Genomic DNA, 15,444 nt, shown 5'->3' with positions numbered 1-15,444 from the left:
TGGACAGTCGGTGTGCGAGGGTTGACAATCTCAGCCGCTGGGATATGGCGGAGGCCGTCATATATGCCACGAGTGGCGGTGAAGCTAAGTTCCACCGTCAGTCTAGTTGTTTGTGCAGGTGGGAAGGCCTGCCGTGTCGTCCCCGGTCCCGAGCCGCTCCACGGCCGAGGTGGCATCAGCCAATGTTTCCACTTTCACCACCTGCAAACCGTCCGGAACATGGCCCACCACATCCGCACAGTTGGCGGCCGGGGCGAGGAACATGGTGGCCCCCTGCTGACGGGCACCGATCATCTTCTGGGCGATGCCACCGATGGGTCCCACGACGCCGTCGGCCGTAATGGTGCCGGTACCAGCCACGTGCTTGCCGCCCGTCATGTCCCCTGGCGTGAGGTTGTCCACGATGCCCAGGGCGAACATCATTCCAGCGCTGGGGCCGCCCACATTCTCCAAGGAAATACGCACGTCGAACGGGAATGTGAAGTCACTGGCCAAAAGAACACCCAGTACATAGCGGTCGGCCGAATTCTTGGTGGGCGTAATAGTTTCCGTCACTGGGGCGCCGTTCCTGTCCACTACAACCACCGCCGGGGCTCCAGCCCCCGCGGCAAGTTCGGCCTGGATCACGCTCATGGACGTAATGGCCTTGCCGTTGATGGACTTCAGGAGATCGCCTGCCTGGATTTTTCCGGCAGAGGGTGACGGGTCTGAGAGGCCTGCGACATTCAGCCGCTGCTCAAACGGAATATCCAACTCCCGCAACGCTGCAGCGAAGGCATTCTCCTGTGACGTCTCCATGGCAATCTCGCCCTCTTGCACCGTCTGCTCTGCAGTGGTGCCCTTGGGATAGATGAGTTCTTCCGGGTAGATGGCCTTGGAACTGTCCAACCATGCTCGGAAGACATCGAAAATCGTTGCGGGGCTCTTGGGGCCTCCGGTCATCACGACGGTGGTGAGGTCCAGGTTGCCCTTGGCCGGAAAAGACTCACGGCCGGAGATGCTGATGACCGGTTTGTCTCCGTCTTTGCCCAGCGTATTGAAGGTGGGTCCCGCCGACTCGATGACATACGGGACCGGCAGGGCCGCCGCGCCTATGCCCAAACCAAGCGCCACCAGCCCTGAAATCACCATGATCATGTACCTGGTGTCGCGGGGAGGTGCCGGAGGCACTGAGGAGGGATCGGCGTCGGGCGTCCGACGCGGATCCAGTGAGCCCTCGGGGCTGGGCGAAGTAAGCATTGAGGCCTCTCTATGCCGGCGTTACGTGACCGGTTCCACGGCTCGTGCCACCGAACACGGTGGCGGCACATACCAAACATCAACACTACGCGGTCAGACGTTGCGGGTCTGCTTTGCCTACAGCGAACGACGCAGCATCCGGGCAGACAGCCCACCGGCTGCGGGGTACGGTGAAAGAGATCACCAGCCAGTTCGACGATCGGCGGCACCATGACATCCAACCCCAACAACCCGTCCAACGACGACGAAACCCCAAAGGATCCGCTGGCAGAAATGCTGCAGAACCTGATGGGCGGCCAGGGCATGGGTAACATCGATCCCGCCGAACTGGCCAAGGCTGCGGGCCTGCCCAATGACCCCCAGCTTCTCCAGCAGATGTTCGCCCAGGTCCAAGCCATGATGAGCTCCACGTCAGAAGGCCCTGTTAACTGGCAGCTTGCCCACGAGAATGCACGGCGGGTTGCGGCCGCTGGCAGTGATCCCTCGGTCAATGCCCAGCAAACCAGGGATATCGATGAGGCCCTCAGGCTCGCGGAACTATGGCTCGACCCCGTCACTGATCTCTCGGCAACCGGTCTGATCGGCCGCGCTTGGTCGCGGGCTGAATGGGTTGAAGCAACCCTCGGTACCTGGAAGCGCCTGACTGAACCCGTGGCAAACAGCATCGCCAATGCCCTGTCGAATGCCCTAACCCAGCAAATGCCCGAGGAAATGAAGTCCATGATGGGCGGCGCATCCTCCATGCTGCAAAATATGGGCGGCGCCATCTTTGGCATGCAACTTGGACAGGCAATCGGCGCGCTTTCGGCAGAGGTTGTCAGCTCCACCGACATCGGCGTTCCATTGGCCGATTTGGAAATGGCGCTGCTGCCGGCCAACGTGGCCAAGTTCGGCGAAGGCCTCAGCCTCCCCGAGAACGACGTTCGACTCTTCCTCGCTGTTCGCGAAGCCGCCCACGCGCGCCTCTTCGTTCAGGTCCCTTGGTTGCGCGGACACCTGCTCGGAGCCATTGAGGCTTATGCCCGCGGCATCCACATCGACATGTCCCGCATTGAAGACCTGGCCAGGGATCTTGATCCCAGCAACCCGGAAGGCATCCAGGAAGCGTTGTCCCAGGGCGTCTTCACCCCGGAACGTACCCCCGTTCAGACAGCCGCATTGGAGAAGCTCGAGACAGCACTCGCGCTGGTGGAGGGCTGGGTGGACGAGCTGACGGCCGAAGCGACGGCCAAGGTCCTGCCATCCGCCACGGCACTGCGTGAAACCGTACGACGACGTCGTGCCACCGGCGGGCCCGCCGAACACGCGTTCTCGTCCCTCGTGGGTCTGGAACTGCGTCCCCGCAGGCTCCGGGAGGCAGCCACCTTGTGGGCGACGTTGAAGGAAGAACGCGGCATCGAGGGTCGCGACGCCATCTGGCACCACCCGGACCTTTTGCCAACCGGAGAGGACCTGGATGATCCCAAGGGCTTCTCGGAACGCCGTCGGCTTGCCGAGGCCAGCGACAGTGAGGTTGACGACGCCCTGCAGAAGTTGCTCAGTGGTGGATACGAAACCGATGATGCTCAGGGCGACGCCGCGGGCGACGAAGCGGAGTCCACCGAGGAACCGGACTCGGACGGCTCAGATCCTCAAGATCCCGGCAAGTAGGCCGACAGACAGCAAAGGCCGCCGTGTCACACGGCGGCCTTTGCTGTTCTCTCAGGAGTCCAGATCTACAGCTGGATGATCGATGTCCGAGTCCGTGGGGAGGCCCCGCGACGTCGCAAAGGCAACGCCTTCCAGGAATGCCTTGGCGCGCTGCGTCTCGGGATACGCCTCGACCAATCTCCAAAAGTCTGCAGTGTGCCCCGCCACCACCAGGTGAGCCAATTCGTGCACGAGCACGTAGTCGATGACCCATTGCGGCATGGGCTGCAGCTTGTTTGAAAGCCTGATGGTGCCATCGGCAGGCGTCGCGGAACCCCACCTTGAGTTCTGGTTGCCAACCCAGCGGACCGACGTCGGAACGGCCCGTCCGCCAAGGTAGGTCCGCGACAGGTGAGCGGCGTGTGCAGCGAGGACTTCGTCTGTGGCTGGGCGCCGCTTGTTCCTGCCTGACCCTTGTTCGCCCTGGCGCTTTAGTTTCGCCAGCATGCGCCGGACCCATTCCTGTTCCTGGGATTTGGTAAAGCTGGCCGGTATGGCCACCACCGCCTTGCCATCCTCCCAGAACGCAGCCACGGTCCTGCGGCGCCTGGCGGATCGGCGCACCACGACAGGAGCGCCGTCATCTGTGACCAGCGGAACGCCAACGTCATTGGCCCGGAGGCGGGCCATCAGAGTTCTGTACTCTCAGCCAGTACTTCCAGGACTGCTTCGCCGTAGCGTTCAAGTTTGGAGGGGCCAATTCCAGCCAGCCCAGCCAGTTCTTCAAGGGATGACGGCTTGGCCTCAGCGATCGCCGTGAGCGTGGCGTCGGTGAAGACTACGTAAGCCGGGACATCCGCGGATTTCGCTTCGTCCTTGCGCCATTGCCTCAGTGCATCAAAGGTCTGTTCCTCGTAAGACGGCGGGCATTGGTTGCAGCGCCCAACCTTGCGTTCAGCACCACTTGCCAGCATGCTTCCACAGACCCTGCACGACGCCGGCGCCGCAGCTTTTCGGCGCGTGGGGCCTGTTTTGCTGCGTGCGTTTGCGGACGCGACGGAATTGGGGCGCAGTCCGTCAAGGAATCGTGAGGGCTTACGGTTGGCCCGGCCACCCGGTGTACGGGCCGTGGACCAGGAAAGATTCAAGTGCTCCCGCGCCCGGGTGATTCCGACGTAAAGCAACCGGCGTTCTTCATCTACGTCTTCGGGGCTGTCCGCGAAGGAAATCGGCATGAGTCCTTCGCTCAAGCCCACCAGGAACACGGCGTCCCATTCCAAGCCCTTGGCCGCGTGGAGCGAGGCCAGCGTGACGCCTTGAACCGTGGGGGCATGCTGTGCCACGGAGCGTTCTTGGAGCTCATTCACGAATTCCGCCAAAGTAAAGGACTCACCACGGCTGATGGCGAGCTCATCAGCCAAGGCGACGAGCGCGGCCAAGGATTCCCACCGCTCGCGGAGCGCTCCACCACTATGCGGCGCGGCATCGGTGTAGCCAAGTGATGCCACAATGTCCCGAACGATTTGCCCCAGTGCTTCCTGCGGTCCCTCCGCCACAGCCCTGGTGGCGGCCCTGAGCTGGAGGATGGCATCGCGGACTTCCTTGCGGGCGAAAAACCGCTCTCCACCACGCAGTTGGTATCCGATGCCTGCAGAAGCCAAGGCCTGTTCGTAGGCTTCGGACTGGCCGTTGGTGCGGAACAGTATGGCAATCTCACTCGCCTTGACGCCCGAATTCAACAACTCCTGAATCCGGCCTGCCACTACTGCGGCCTCGGCCTCGTCATCCGGGCACTCCATGAAGCGTGGCTCAGGCCCCGAGGGACGTTGAGCGACCAGCTTAAGTGGCGGCGCCCATGCCGCATCTGCTACAGGCCCGCCGCTGCGCCTGGAACCGAGGAGTTCATTGGCCAACTTCACCACCTGCGGAGTGGATCGGTAATCGCGGATGAGTTTAACGACAGTCGCCTCCGGGAACTGGGCCTTGAATCCCAGCAGATGCTTCGGTGAGGCGCCGGTGAATGAATAGATAGTCTGGCTGGCGTCGCCCACCACGCATAGTTCGTTCCGGCCGCCCAGCCACAAATCCAGGAGCCGCTGCTGCAGCGGCGATACGTCCTGGTACTCGTCCACCACGAAATGGCGGTACTGTTCGCGAACCGTGGCCGCCACTTTCGGGTCCTCCTGAAGGATGCCGACAGTGATGAGAAGGACATCCTCGAAGTCGATGACGTTCCGGTCGGTCTTGATGTCCTCATAGGCCTGGAAAACCCGCGACACCGCAGTGAGGTCAAAGCCTCCGGGTGTTCCGCGGTCCTGGGCGTTTTCAAGATAGTTGGCGGGCGTCAACATGGATACTTTGGCCCACTCGATCTCAGCAGCCAGATCTCTGATGGAGGCGCGGTCGGTGCTGAGGCGGAGCCTGCGGGACGCTTCTGCAATCATGTTGGCCTTGTGGTCCAACAGGTTGGGCAAAGTGCCGCCGATTGCCTGCGGCCAGAAGAACTGCAGCTGCCTCAGGGCGGCTGCGTGAAAAGTGCGGGCTTGGACGTTTGCCACACCCAGGTCGCGAAGCCTGCTGCGCATTTCCGCTGCGGCGCGCGCCGTAAAGGTGACGGCCAGCAACCGTTGCGGGCTATACACACCAGAGTGGACTCCGTATGCGATGCGGTGGGTGATGGCCCGGGTCTTCCCCGTGCCTGCACCTGCAAGTACACATAAGGGGCCCGTCAGGGTGCTGGCTACCTCGCGCTGTTCGTCATCCAAGCCGCCGAGGATACGCTCCTCCAGTGAACCACCGGCGTCGAAAATGTCTTCTGTCACGGCTGGAGGTCTTCGATGACGCCGCCGTACCAATGCTCAATCAACGAACGCGCGATGGACAGGCGCGTTGAGATGGTGATCTCGCCGCTGGACACCGCTGCCTGCAATTCATCGCGGCTGAACCAACGCGCCCGAGTCACTTCGACGCCGTCCGGCCGGGCCACGGAATCTTCAGTGGTGGCGGTGAACCCCAGCATGAGCGAGGCAGGGAACGGCCACGACTGCGAACCGAGGTATTGGCAGGCGGACACCCGGACGCCCACTTCCTCGCCGATCTCCCGAACCACAGCCTGTTCCAACGACTCGCCAGGCTCCACAAAGCCGGCAAGCGTGGAGTAATTCTTCGCATCGGTGGGGCCACCCCCACCCAGGAGAAGCCTGCCATCCGGTCCCACGACTGTGACGATGATCGCCGGATCCGTGCGGGGGTAATGCTCTGAGTTGTCTTTGGGGCAACGCCGCACCCAACCACCCGCCTCAATGTCTGTGGGGTTACCGCACTGGGGGCAATGGGTATGGGTGGCGTGCCAGTTGGAAATTGCGCTGGCCTCGATGAACAATGCGGTGTCGTTCGCGTCCAGGCGTCCAGCGACTTCCCGGAAGCCGGCCCATTGAGCGTCCCCAGGTACCAAGGCTGTACCCTGCGCGGGTGGTTCCGGAACAGTAAACAGCAAAACGGGCGTCCCCTGCGGCAAGGAGGACGGGCCCAAAGTAGTCCCCAAATAGATGGCGGCGGCAGCACCGGCGTCGGATCCGTTCAAGGCATCCCACAGCCGCGTGGCATCGCCGAACCACAGTCCGTCAGCGGTCACCAGCGCCTTGCGCTGGGAGATCACCATAGCCTTGGCTGTGCCCGACGCGATGAGGTCCTCAACCATCCCGGGCTTCATACGGGCGCCTGAGCCGCGATCCACCATGGCAGGGCGCACTGGAAGAACAGTGTCCATCAGGTGGTTGGCCAGCGCCGGTGACTCCGTATAGCTCATGTATCTACCGTACTGACTCGTACCGACAAAAAACATTTGGAAGGGTCCCGCCTTGTGGACGCATTCCCTTGAACGGGCAAGGGCAGGCAGAATGGCCTTGTTTTGGGGCCGATATGAAGACTCGCCGCACTGCATCATGGCCACAGGCCGCGCTCACTCTACCGTGGAGAACGTGAGAAGAACACCGCTAGAACTGGCCGCCATAGCAACCGCGGCGGTGCCCGGCCTGGCGCCGACGGCCACAGCCTATTCCCCGGACGACGACGCCGACTTCGACTCGGCGTTGCTGCTCGACGCGGAAGGCAAGCGCTGGCGCGTCCGCTCGCCGCGGCATCCGGAAGCAAGCACACGGTTGGAGACCGAATTCATGGTGCTGCGTGCGTTCGCCCCGGCCACCCGGGCTGAACTGCCATTCCATGTGCCCACGATTGCCGGCACGGTCCGCCAAGGTGCGCTCACCACGTTTGTCTATGCCCACTTGCAGGGCTCCATGCTCTCCATCGAGGAACTCTCTGCGGGCAGCCCTGCCTTGGCACAGGAAATCGGCACAGCCTTGGCAGCCATTCATGACCTTCCGCTGACCTTGGTCACCAACGCCGATCTGCCAAGTTATTCGGCCAATGAGTTCCGCCAGCGCAAGCTCAACGAACTCGATCAGGCCGCCATTACCGGCAAGATCCCGGCTACGCTGCTGCGCCGCTGGGAACATGCCCTCGAAGACGTAGCGCTCTGGCGTTTCAACACCTCTGTTGTCCATGGGGATCTCCACGAAGACAACCTGATGGTCCAGGACGACTCCGTGACTGCCTTGACAGGATGGACGGACCTCAGAATCGGCGACCCCGCCGATGACTTTGCGTGGCTTGTGGCATCCAACGAATCCTCCTTTGTTGAGGCCGTCCTGGGGCAGTACACACAGGCACGCAGGGAGACCCCTGATGTCCACTTGCTTCGCCGGGCCGCTCTGTTGGCCGAATTTGCCTTGGCCCAGTACTTGGTCAAGGCCATGGCCGCCGGGCACCAGAGTATGACGGCAGAGGCGGAGTCCATGCTGCAGACCCTGTCCGACGACATCGACGAGCAGGCACGACGCGACGCGGCCCAGGCCGCAGAGGACGAAGCCGCGGAGAACGAGGCTGCGGCGTTGCAGGCTTCGGAGGCGCCGGCCGGACAGCAGCCAGCAGTCAGCGTCACTGCCATTCCCGACGCCGGTCCGACCGTTACAGTGGCCGCCATACCAAGCGATTCGCAGGCCAGAGATGATTCAGTTGAAACTCATCACGAGCCCTCCCCCGAGCCATCATTGAATGGAAACGAAGAGGCGGAGCCGGCAGCTAGCGATGGAACGGCAGAACGGCGCTCACAGGCAGCGGACGGCGACTTTCCCGCGGCCGCCGATCATGACGACACCTCCACCGCCTCGATCAGTGTGGTTAACGTGACGCCGCTTCATGCTGCTGATCGTTCCTGATTCCCTGGTTGTTGTCTGCCAGGGCCCTCGCCACGATCTGCTCCAGTTCTTCTGCGCTGCCCAGGTCGTGTGGACGAACCACTGAGTCATCGGCGACGTAGTAGAAGGCTGCACTGACGTCCTCGAGGGGCACATCCTTCAGGCGTGCCCAGGCGAGCCGGTAGACGGCCAATTGCACGGCCCGGGTTGCCAGTTGGCGTCCGGCCGGGCGTCGGCCGGTTTTCCAGTCGATGAGCTGCCAGCGACCATCGGCATCGCGGAACACTGCGTCGATGCGTCCGCGGACGACGACGTCGCCTATCCGGGTTTCGACGGGAACTTCGACAAAGGCGGGTGCGCGCTGTGCCCACTCGGACTGCTTGAACGCGGCCACCATCTCATCAAGTCCATAGGCCTCGTCGATATGGGAGTCGGAGCCAGGTGCTTCGTCCAGGTCCAGCATGCCCGTTGTCCCGAAGTACTCCTCAACCCAAGCATGGAAGGCTGTCCCCTTGCGCGCCGAAATGCCTGGTTCGCGGGGAACAGGCCTGCGTAGTTGGGAGAGAACGGCGGCTGGGTCAGCGCCGAGGTCTACGAAAAGCGAAGCAGAAATATGGCTGGGCAGGTGGACATCCTGCACTGACTTGCGCTGCCGCTGACGGTCCAGCAGGAGTTCCGCTTCCTGGGACCATTTGAGCGCCGCACCAGCTGTCTCAACCAGCTGCGGCGCCGGGGCGGGTTCCGCAATGTATCCCCGCACCGTTGCCGCCGCTTGGTCCATGGCAAGCCGACGGCCCGGAACAAGCCGGAGTCGGGCGCCGGTGCGGGGGTCCACAGGGCCTTCAAGGGGATCGTAGGGGAACCGGGCAACCTCAAGCGCTGCGGTGAGCGGGCTCTCTTCCGGCAGTGCTTCCTCAATTACCGACTCCGCATGAACGACCGCCATACCGGACGGACGCGGCCTCCGTATGTCGTTTTCCTCCCCCTCCCCAGCGGCGAGAGGTGCAAGTTCGGCAAGGAAGCCAGACATCGCCGCCATACCCGATCGGGAGCCATTCCACGCTGCACTGGACGCCCACAAAACGAACTTTGCGCGGGTGTAGGCGACATATGCCAGCCTGCGCTCCTCTGCTTCACCATGATGCTGGACCTCGGCTTTGAAGTCTTTCTCCGCGTCCAGCCATCCCTTTTGGTCTGGCTGATCGAGGTCCCACTGCGGGAGATCCGCACGGTCCCCCCGCAGAGGCCATGGCAACGCCGCGGCGCCGCTGCTCCAGCGTGAATCCCGGTTGCTGGGGAAGGAACCGGCGTTCAGCCCGGGAACAAAGACAACATCCCATTCCAGCCCCTTGGAGGCATGGACCGTAAGCAGCTGAACGGCTTCCCGGTTGGTTTCGACCGGAGCAACGTCCAAGCCGCCTTCTTCGGATGCCGCCGCCTCCAGCCAGGACAGAAAAGCCAACAGGTCTATCCGCTGGGACGTCTGCAGGAAGCCCGCCGCGGCGTCCTGGAACGCATCAAGGTTACGGCGTGCCTGATGAATACTGGTGCCTGGTTTGGCTGCCACCTCGATATCAAGCAGCATGGCGCGTTCAACCTCGCCAAGGAGCGTTGTGAGGTCATCACCGATGTAGCTCCTCAAGAAGCGAAGTTCCGAGGCGAGGCCGGTCAGGCGATCCAAGGCCGCAGCGCTCAGGCTCCGGCCGTGCCCCGAAGTCCAGCCAGGCTTGGGCAGAAAGTCCAGTGCCTCCACAAGGCTTGCGGCATCGGTGATGTCGCTTTCAACCACCACCGCCGCCGGTTCCTCGTTGGCATCCGTGGCATCAGGGTGTGTATCAGGTGCGGATCGACGGCGGGCAAGGAAACGGGACCAGTCGCTGAAGGCCATCAAGTCTGCCGGGCCAATCCGCCAACGTGCCCCGGCAAGAAGCCGCATCAGGGCGTCGGACCGCCCCGGATCGGCAAGCACTCGAAGTGTCGCCACCAGATCAACAATCTCCGGCGTGTCCAGCAGGCCGCCAAGTCCCACAATTTCGTAGGCGATTCCCTGAACTTCGAACTCACGCCGGAGGCACTCCATCTGAGCCCTTCTCCTGCACAGAACAGCCATGGTCGGCCTGACAGGCGTGCCGTCCTTTTCCTCCTCGAAGACGGTGCGCTGGTAGCGCCGGACATCGCGGGCTATGACGGCGGCTTCGTCCTCATCCGTCCCAAACCGCCCGATCACCACACTGCCGTCCACGGCCGCTGGGCTGGGGACCAGTGCCGGGACTGAGACGCTGGCGGCTGTACCCCTCTCCCCCGCCGGACCTTCCGATGCTGCTGCTTTATTCAACGGCGAGGCGATGGTGTTGGCGGCCTCAAGAATGTTGCGGCCATTCCGCCACGCTGTGGTCAGGTAAGAGGTGGGAGCTACGGTGTAGGACTCCGTGTCGCCTGACCCAGCTAGGTGCCTCACCGGAAACTCCTGCACAAAGTGAAAGAGCTGCCCTGCCGAAGCACCCCGGAATCCATAGATGGACTGGTTGGGGTCACCCACCGCCGTCACCGCGTGGCCCTGCCCGAACAGACGCGAGAAGAGCACCAGCTGGGCATGGGAAGTGTCTTGGAATTCGTCCAACAGCACCACCTTGTAGCGGGCCCGCTCAGTCTCCGCCGCGAGAGGAATATCGCTGGCTATCCGGGCAGCAAGGGCCACGAGGTCACCGAAGTCAAGGACGCCCCGCTGCCGCTTGGCTTCCTGGTAGCGCACCACCATATCCGCGACACTGGCGCGGGTACGGAGCATTGCTGCCAGTTCTGCGGCGGCCTGGGTGGGGTTCTTCTTGGCAGCGGCCAGATACGGAAGTGCCTCGAAGGTCTCCACCCGTTCCAGAACCCAGTCACGTACTTCGGCCGGATCCTGAAGATGCTCGGCGCATTCGCCCGCCAACTGGATGACGGCGTTGACCAGGGTGGACTTGGCTGCGGTGAAGTGTTCGTAGTCACCGTCGTAGGCCTCCACCACTTCGCTGGCCAACTGCCAGGATTGCGCGCCACCGAGCAATACGACATCACGTTCGATGCCTAGTCGCAGTCCGTAATCCGACACGATACCGCTGGCGTAGGAATGGTAGGTGGATACTTTGGGCTCGAGGTCGTCTTCGCCCAGGAGTCCTTCCGGAAAACCGATACTGCCGTTGTCCTCAGCTGCAATCCGTTGAAGTGTGGCCAGCTTGGTCCGGATCCGGCTGGCCAGTTCACCAGCCGCTTTCCGTGTGAAAGTCACGCCAAGCACTTCCTCAGGACGCACCCAGCCGTTGGCCACCAGCCAAACCACCCGGTCAGCCATGGTGGCCGTCTTGCCGGAACCCGCGCCGGCGATCACCAGCCGCGGTGAAAGAGACGAGGCAATGATGCCCGCTTGTTCAGCGGTGGGATGGTTCTTCTCGCCCAGGATATCCGCCAGTTCCGTGGGCGAGAACCGTGGTTGTGGAACTCCTTGAAGGTCAACGGAGCCGGAAGCAGAACCGTCCAAAAGCTCTGTTGTCATTCGGTGACCTGCTTTCCTCTGGCGCACAATGGGCAAATATCCGGAAGCCGGCAACCGTGGCCGCCGTGGCCGCTCTTGCTGGGATCGTGCCTGGCATCGAACGTCGCGCCAGCCATGAGCGCAGCTGCCTCATTCACCAGGCTCTCCGCCCAATTCTCCGCAGGGTCCAATGGTGCCTGTTGCTGCACCGCGGGACTCTTGGTTTTGGTTCCGAGCTGGGCCAGCACAGCCCCGCCCGGAACTACGTCCTGGGCGGGCTGGGCCACCGGACCGGCGTCGGGTGCTTCCTCGTTGGTTCCTGCGTCCTGGAAGGCTCCCTGAAGGACTGCCGCCTGATATGCGCCCAGTTGTGGGTGCCGGGCAACCTCGGCTTTACCAGGTTGGCGTTTGCCGGTCTTGAGGTCAACAATGACCAGCCGGCCCTCCTGGTCGAGCTCCAAACGGTCCACCTGGCCACGGAGTACCGCATGGCGCATGGTGTCGGCCTCGGTCTCCTCAGCGGGGGCCGCATCAACCTGAATGTCAGGAAGCTGGACTTCGAAGTCGCGTTCCACGGCCAGCAGGCTCCTGCCTTCGCTGCGCATGATGAGCACATATTGTGCCAATTTGCGGACCATCAGTTCAGCACGCTGGAAGTCGAGCTTGCCCTCCCAGTTGTCCTTCATGCCCAAGGTTGGCCACCGCCGGACTAGTTCCGCGACGTACTCGGCGCCCGAAGCGTCAGGGAGCTCCTGGGCGATGCTATGGACCAAGGTCCCGAGGCTGCGAGCAAAATCGGTGGCAGCCTCACCGCCCGCTGCTTGAACAAACCAATCCAACGGTGACTTGTGGACGGATTCCACTTTGGAAGGCGACACCGAGACCGTACCCCCGGGCGGGACCACGGCCTCGTGGGAGCTCAGCGGCGCCAAGCCCCACCAGGTGTCCGGATGCGCGCCAGGTACAGGCGGCTCCGCTGTGGCGAGACGGGCCAGGATCCGTGCCGCCTCCTGCGAGGAACCATTGCCGGCTGCATCATGGGACTGAGCATGCTGCCGCAATTCAGCAACCAGCGCGCGAAGCGTCATGGGCCGGTCCACCGGCGTGTAATCGCGCCGGTATTCACCTGGTCCCAGTGGTGCCGCGTAGTCCAGGAAGGCCGAGGGCTGTTCATCCTCAGAGGAAACCGCTGTGCAAATCAGGACCTCGCGGGCACGCGAAACTGCCGTTGAGAAGCTCCTCAGTTCGTCGTAGCGGATATCCCGGAGCCGGCTCAATGGCCCGCGACGGAGTGCGTAGTCCACTCCGTGCTCCACGGCATCGGCGTAGAGCGTGCTGCCGAGCAGTTCACCACGGAGGCGGGTGTTGGGCCAGACTCCCTCTTGGAGGCCAGCGACGATCACCATAGGCCATTCACGACCGGCTGCACTGGCTGGAGTCATGATTTCAACGCAGGCTTCCAGTTGCGCCCGCGCGGCAAGGGTGTCCATGGGAAGCTCCTGGTTGAGCAAGTACTCCAGGAACTGCTCCGGACCGGACCCCGGCAATTGGTCCACGAAACGTTCTGCCGTATGGAACAGGGCCATCATGGCATCCAGGTCCCGATCTGCCCGAGCTCCGAAGGTTCCACCTTCCAGAGCCGCCTCGGCCCATCGTGAGGACAGGCCAGTAGCTTGCCATAGGGCCCAGAGAACCGACTCCGCGTTGGCCCCCGGTACGCCTGCAGCTGCGGCGCCTGCCGCAAACATGCGCGCCAGCCGTCGCGCCGAGCTGCCTTCGATTCCGATCGAGGCCAACGCCCCCGGTTGAAGCAGGGCCTCCACCAGCAAGGCATCGCTGGAGCGGCCGCCGCCGCCAAGAAGTTCCTCCCGGCGCAACGACTGCCGGAGCCTGCGCAGCTCGATGGCGGTGGCACCACCAATGCGGGACGTCAGGAGCGACACTGCGGTCTCCGGCGTCAGCTTGGAGGGATCCAGGACAATCGCGAATGCCTCCAACAGCGGACGCACGGCCACTTCATCACGGACGGCAGAATCCGCCACGGGTACGCGCACGGGGATGCCCTGACCGCTGAGGTAGCGCTGCACTTGAGAAATTTGTCCGCCGTTTCGAACGATGACCGCGATGTCGCTGAACTCCCGGCCTTCACGGAGCTGCGCTTCCAAAATGCGCTGCGCAACGTATCGCAGTTCGTGCACAGCCGACGGAAGGACGTGCCCCTCCACGCCTCCGTCGCCGGACAGCCCAAGGGTGTCCTTGTCCTGCTGGGGCGGTTGCTCCAGGCGCCGGGCCAATTGCCCCCCGGAGCGCTGGGAAATCCGGGCCGCAACCCGCGTCCACGCTTCAGCAACCCTTGGCGTGTGCCGGTGCGTGACCCAGAGGGGAAGCTCAAGAACGTCCTGTTCCGCGCCACCCAGCAAGGACGGCAATTCTGCAACAAGGTCCGGGCGCGCACCACGGAAGCCCTGAACCACGGTATCCGGTGAATAGGTCACCACGACGTCCTTGCCCTCGGCGATGTCCGCGAGGAGCTCGAATACTGCGGGGTTCGATTCCTGGGCGTCGTCAACCAGGATGAGCTTGAGCCGTTCGCGTTCCGCGGCCAGGAAAGCCGGAGAGTCCTGAAAAATTTGCCGTGCGGTGGTAATGATGCCCGCGGGGTCGAAGGCCTCCGGCATCCGGAGATCCAGAACGTCCCTGTACTCGCTGTAGAGTTCGGCCGCAGCCATCCAGTCCGGCCGACCACACTCATAGGCGAGGCCAACCAAGTCCTCGGCGGTGCGTCCAGACTCAATAATGCGGTCGAACAATTGGCGGATCTCGTGGCGGAAGCCGCGCGTGGGAAGTGCTGCCGCAAGATCCTCCGGCCAAGGCAACCGGGAACCGGGACGGGAGTGCCCCTCCAGCAGTTCCTTGATGATGAGGTCTTGCTCGGGACCCGAGAGGAGCTTCGGTGGCCGGGTCAGCGGCAAGATGCCTTCTGCCTTGGCGCGCCGGATTACATCAAAAGCGTAGGACGCCCAGGTGCGTGCCGGCGTCGTACTGAGGCTGCGGTCCAACCGCCCCGTGAAGGTGTCCCGCAAAGCTGCTGCCGCGTGACGACCCGGAGCGAGAATGAGAATCTCTTCAGGATCAAGGCCATCCTGGCGTACACGGCGGACAGCAGATTCGACGAGCACCGTGGACTTGCCGGTGCCCGGGCCCCCGGGAACGAGGATGGGGCCACTTCCCTGCGCGATGGAAACCACTGCGAGTTGGTCCTGGGACAAATCAGGTGCCGCGAAGTGGGTCTCTCTAGGCGGCAGCAGGCGAAGGGCTGCGGGAGCCTGCCGGGTTTTGGTGGGAGTCGCGGTCACACAGTCATTTCATCATTGGGCACCGACAAAATATGGAGTTGACGCTCCAACTGGTCAGAGATCACATCAAGTTGGTCGAAGTCAGTGTCGGTGGGCGCCCAGCGAGCGGTTGTCAGGTCCACACGCCATCGGCCCTCGCCCGTCCGCATGAATGCCTCGTAGGCGCCGTGCAGTGGAGTGGATTCCGCCAGGTAGTGCCGCAAGGCATCTGCTTCATGGCCCGGAGGTGCCTCGCCGCTTGCGCGCAGCACCCGCCACCAGGCTACGGAACTTCCATAGTGGCTCATCACTGCGCCAACCTGCCGCGGTCCCCCGGCTCCGAGCAGCTCGGCGACATCTCCGTAGGACACTGCAGAACCAGACGGTACGAGGTCCACGACGGCCAGCACCGCCGTCACATACTCCATCCGCATGTGTTCAGCGTAACGGCAGGAGTGTCGTGCCCAATAGT

General features: G+C 63.2%; 9 protein-coding genes. 2 read left to right on the top strand and 7 right to left on the bottom strand.

Features of this window, described 5'->3' with window-relative positions; all coding sequences use genetic code 11:
* Window positions 1-102: 102 nt before the first annotated feature.
* A complete protein-coding gene (locus BMY91_RS03380) occupies window positions 103-1,239 on the bottom strand; it encodes a YlbL family protein (protein ID WP_090818236.1) in 1,137 nt (378 codons plus the stop codon).
* A 210-nt stretch (window positions 1,240-1,449) separates the two neighbouring features.
* Between BMY91_RS03380 and BMY91_RS03375 the strand changes: the two genes are divergently transcribed.
* The gene (locus tag BMY91_RS03375; RefSeq protein WP_090818234.1) at window positions 1,450-2,889 is read left to right on the top strand and encodes a zinc-dependent metalloprotease; all 1,440 of its coding nucleotides are present in this window, start codon (window positions 1,450-1,452) and stop codon (window positions 2,887-2,889) included.
* A gap of 51 nt (window positions 2,890-2,940) precedes the next feature.
* Here BMY91_RS03375 and BMY91_RS03370 read toward each other — a convergent pair whose 3' ends face one another.
* From BMY91_RS03370 to nudC, 3 genes are read right to left on the bottom strand one after another with little or no spacing between them, the layout of a single operon-like run.
* Window positions 2,941-3,558, bottom strand: a complete 618-nt coding sequence (locus tag BMY91_RS03370; RefSeq protein WP_090818231.1) for a M48 metallopeptidase family protein — start codon at window positions 3,556-3,558, stop codon at window positions 2,941-2,943.
* The gene (locus BMY91_RS03365) at window positions 3,558-5,690 is read right to left on the bottom strand and encodes an ATP-dependent DNA helicase UvrD2 (protein ID WP_090818228.1); all 2,133 of its coding nucleotides are present in this window, start codon (window positions 5,688-5,690) and stop codon (window positions 3,558-3,560) included. Before BMY91_RS03365 ends, BMY91_RS03370 begins: the two co-directional genes overlap by 1 nt.
* Complete coding sequence (nudC, locus tag BMY91_RS03360; RefSeq protein ID WP_090818226.1) at window positions 5,687-6,676, bottom strand: NAD(+) diphosphatase; 990 nt, start codon at window positions 6,674-6,676, stop codon at window positions 5,687-5,689. Before nudC ends, BMY91_RS03365 begins: the two co-directional genes overlap by 4 nt.
* A gap of 172 nt (window positions 6,677-6,848) precedes the next feature.
* Between nudC and BMY91_RS03355 the strand changes: the two genes are divergently transcribed.
* The gene (locus BMY91_RS03355) at window positions 6,849-8,147 is read left to right on the top strand and encodes a macrolide 2'-phosphotransferase (RefSeq protein ID WP_177179836.1); all 1,299 of its coding nucleotides are present in this window, start codon (window positions 6,849-6,851) and stop codon (window positions 8,145-8,147) included.
* On the opposite strand, the gene BMY91_RS03350 is transcribed toward BMY91_RS03355, so the two are convergent.
* Genes BMY91_RS03350 through BMY91_RS03340 form a run of 3 tightly spaced genes read right to left on the bottom strand, consistent with a single transcriptional unit; the run spans window position 8,110 to window position 15,406 of the window.
* Window positions 8,110-11,658 (bottom strand): ATP-dependent helicase, encoded by a 3,549-nt coding sequence (locus BMY91_RS03350; RefSeq protein ID WP_090818219.1) that lies wholly within the window; start codon window positions 11,656-11,658, stop codon window positions 8,110-8,112. The genes BMY91_RS03355 and BMY91_RS03350 overlap by 38 nt on opposite strands.
* Complete coding sequence (locus BMY91_RS03345; RefSeq protein WP_090818216.1) at window positions 11,655-14,993, bottom strand: ATP-dependent helicase; 3,339 nt, start codon at window positions 14,991-14,993, stop codon at window positions 11,655-11,657. Before BMY91_RS03345 ends, BMY91_RS03350 begins: the two co-directional genes overlap by 4 nt.
* On the bottom strand, window positions 14,990-15,406 hold the full coding sequence (locus BMY91_RS03340) for an MGMT family protein (protein WP_090818213.1): 417 nt from the start codon (window positions 15,404-15,406) through the stop codon (window positions 14,990-14,992). The genes BMY91_RS03345 and BMY91_RS03340 overlap by 4 nt, the downstream gene beginning before the upstream one ends.
* Window positions 15,407-15,444 lie beyond the last annotated feature (38 nt).

The sequence above is a fragment of the Arthrobacter sp. yr096 genome, assembly GCF_900108925.1.
Taxonomy (GTDB): domain Bacteria; phylum Actinomycetota; class Actinomycetes; order Actinomycetales; family Micrococcaceae; genus Arthrobacter.
Note: the sequence above shows the minus strand (reverse complement) of the source record. Positions and strands in the feature narration are given on the sequence as shown.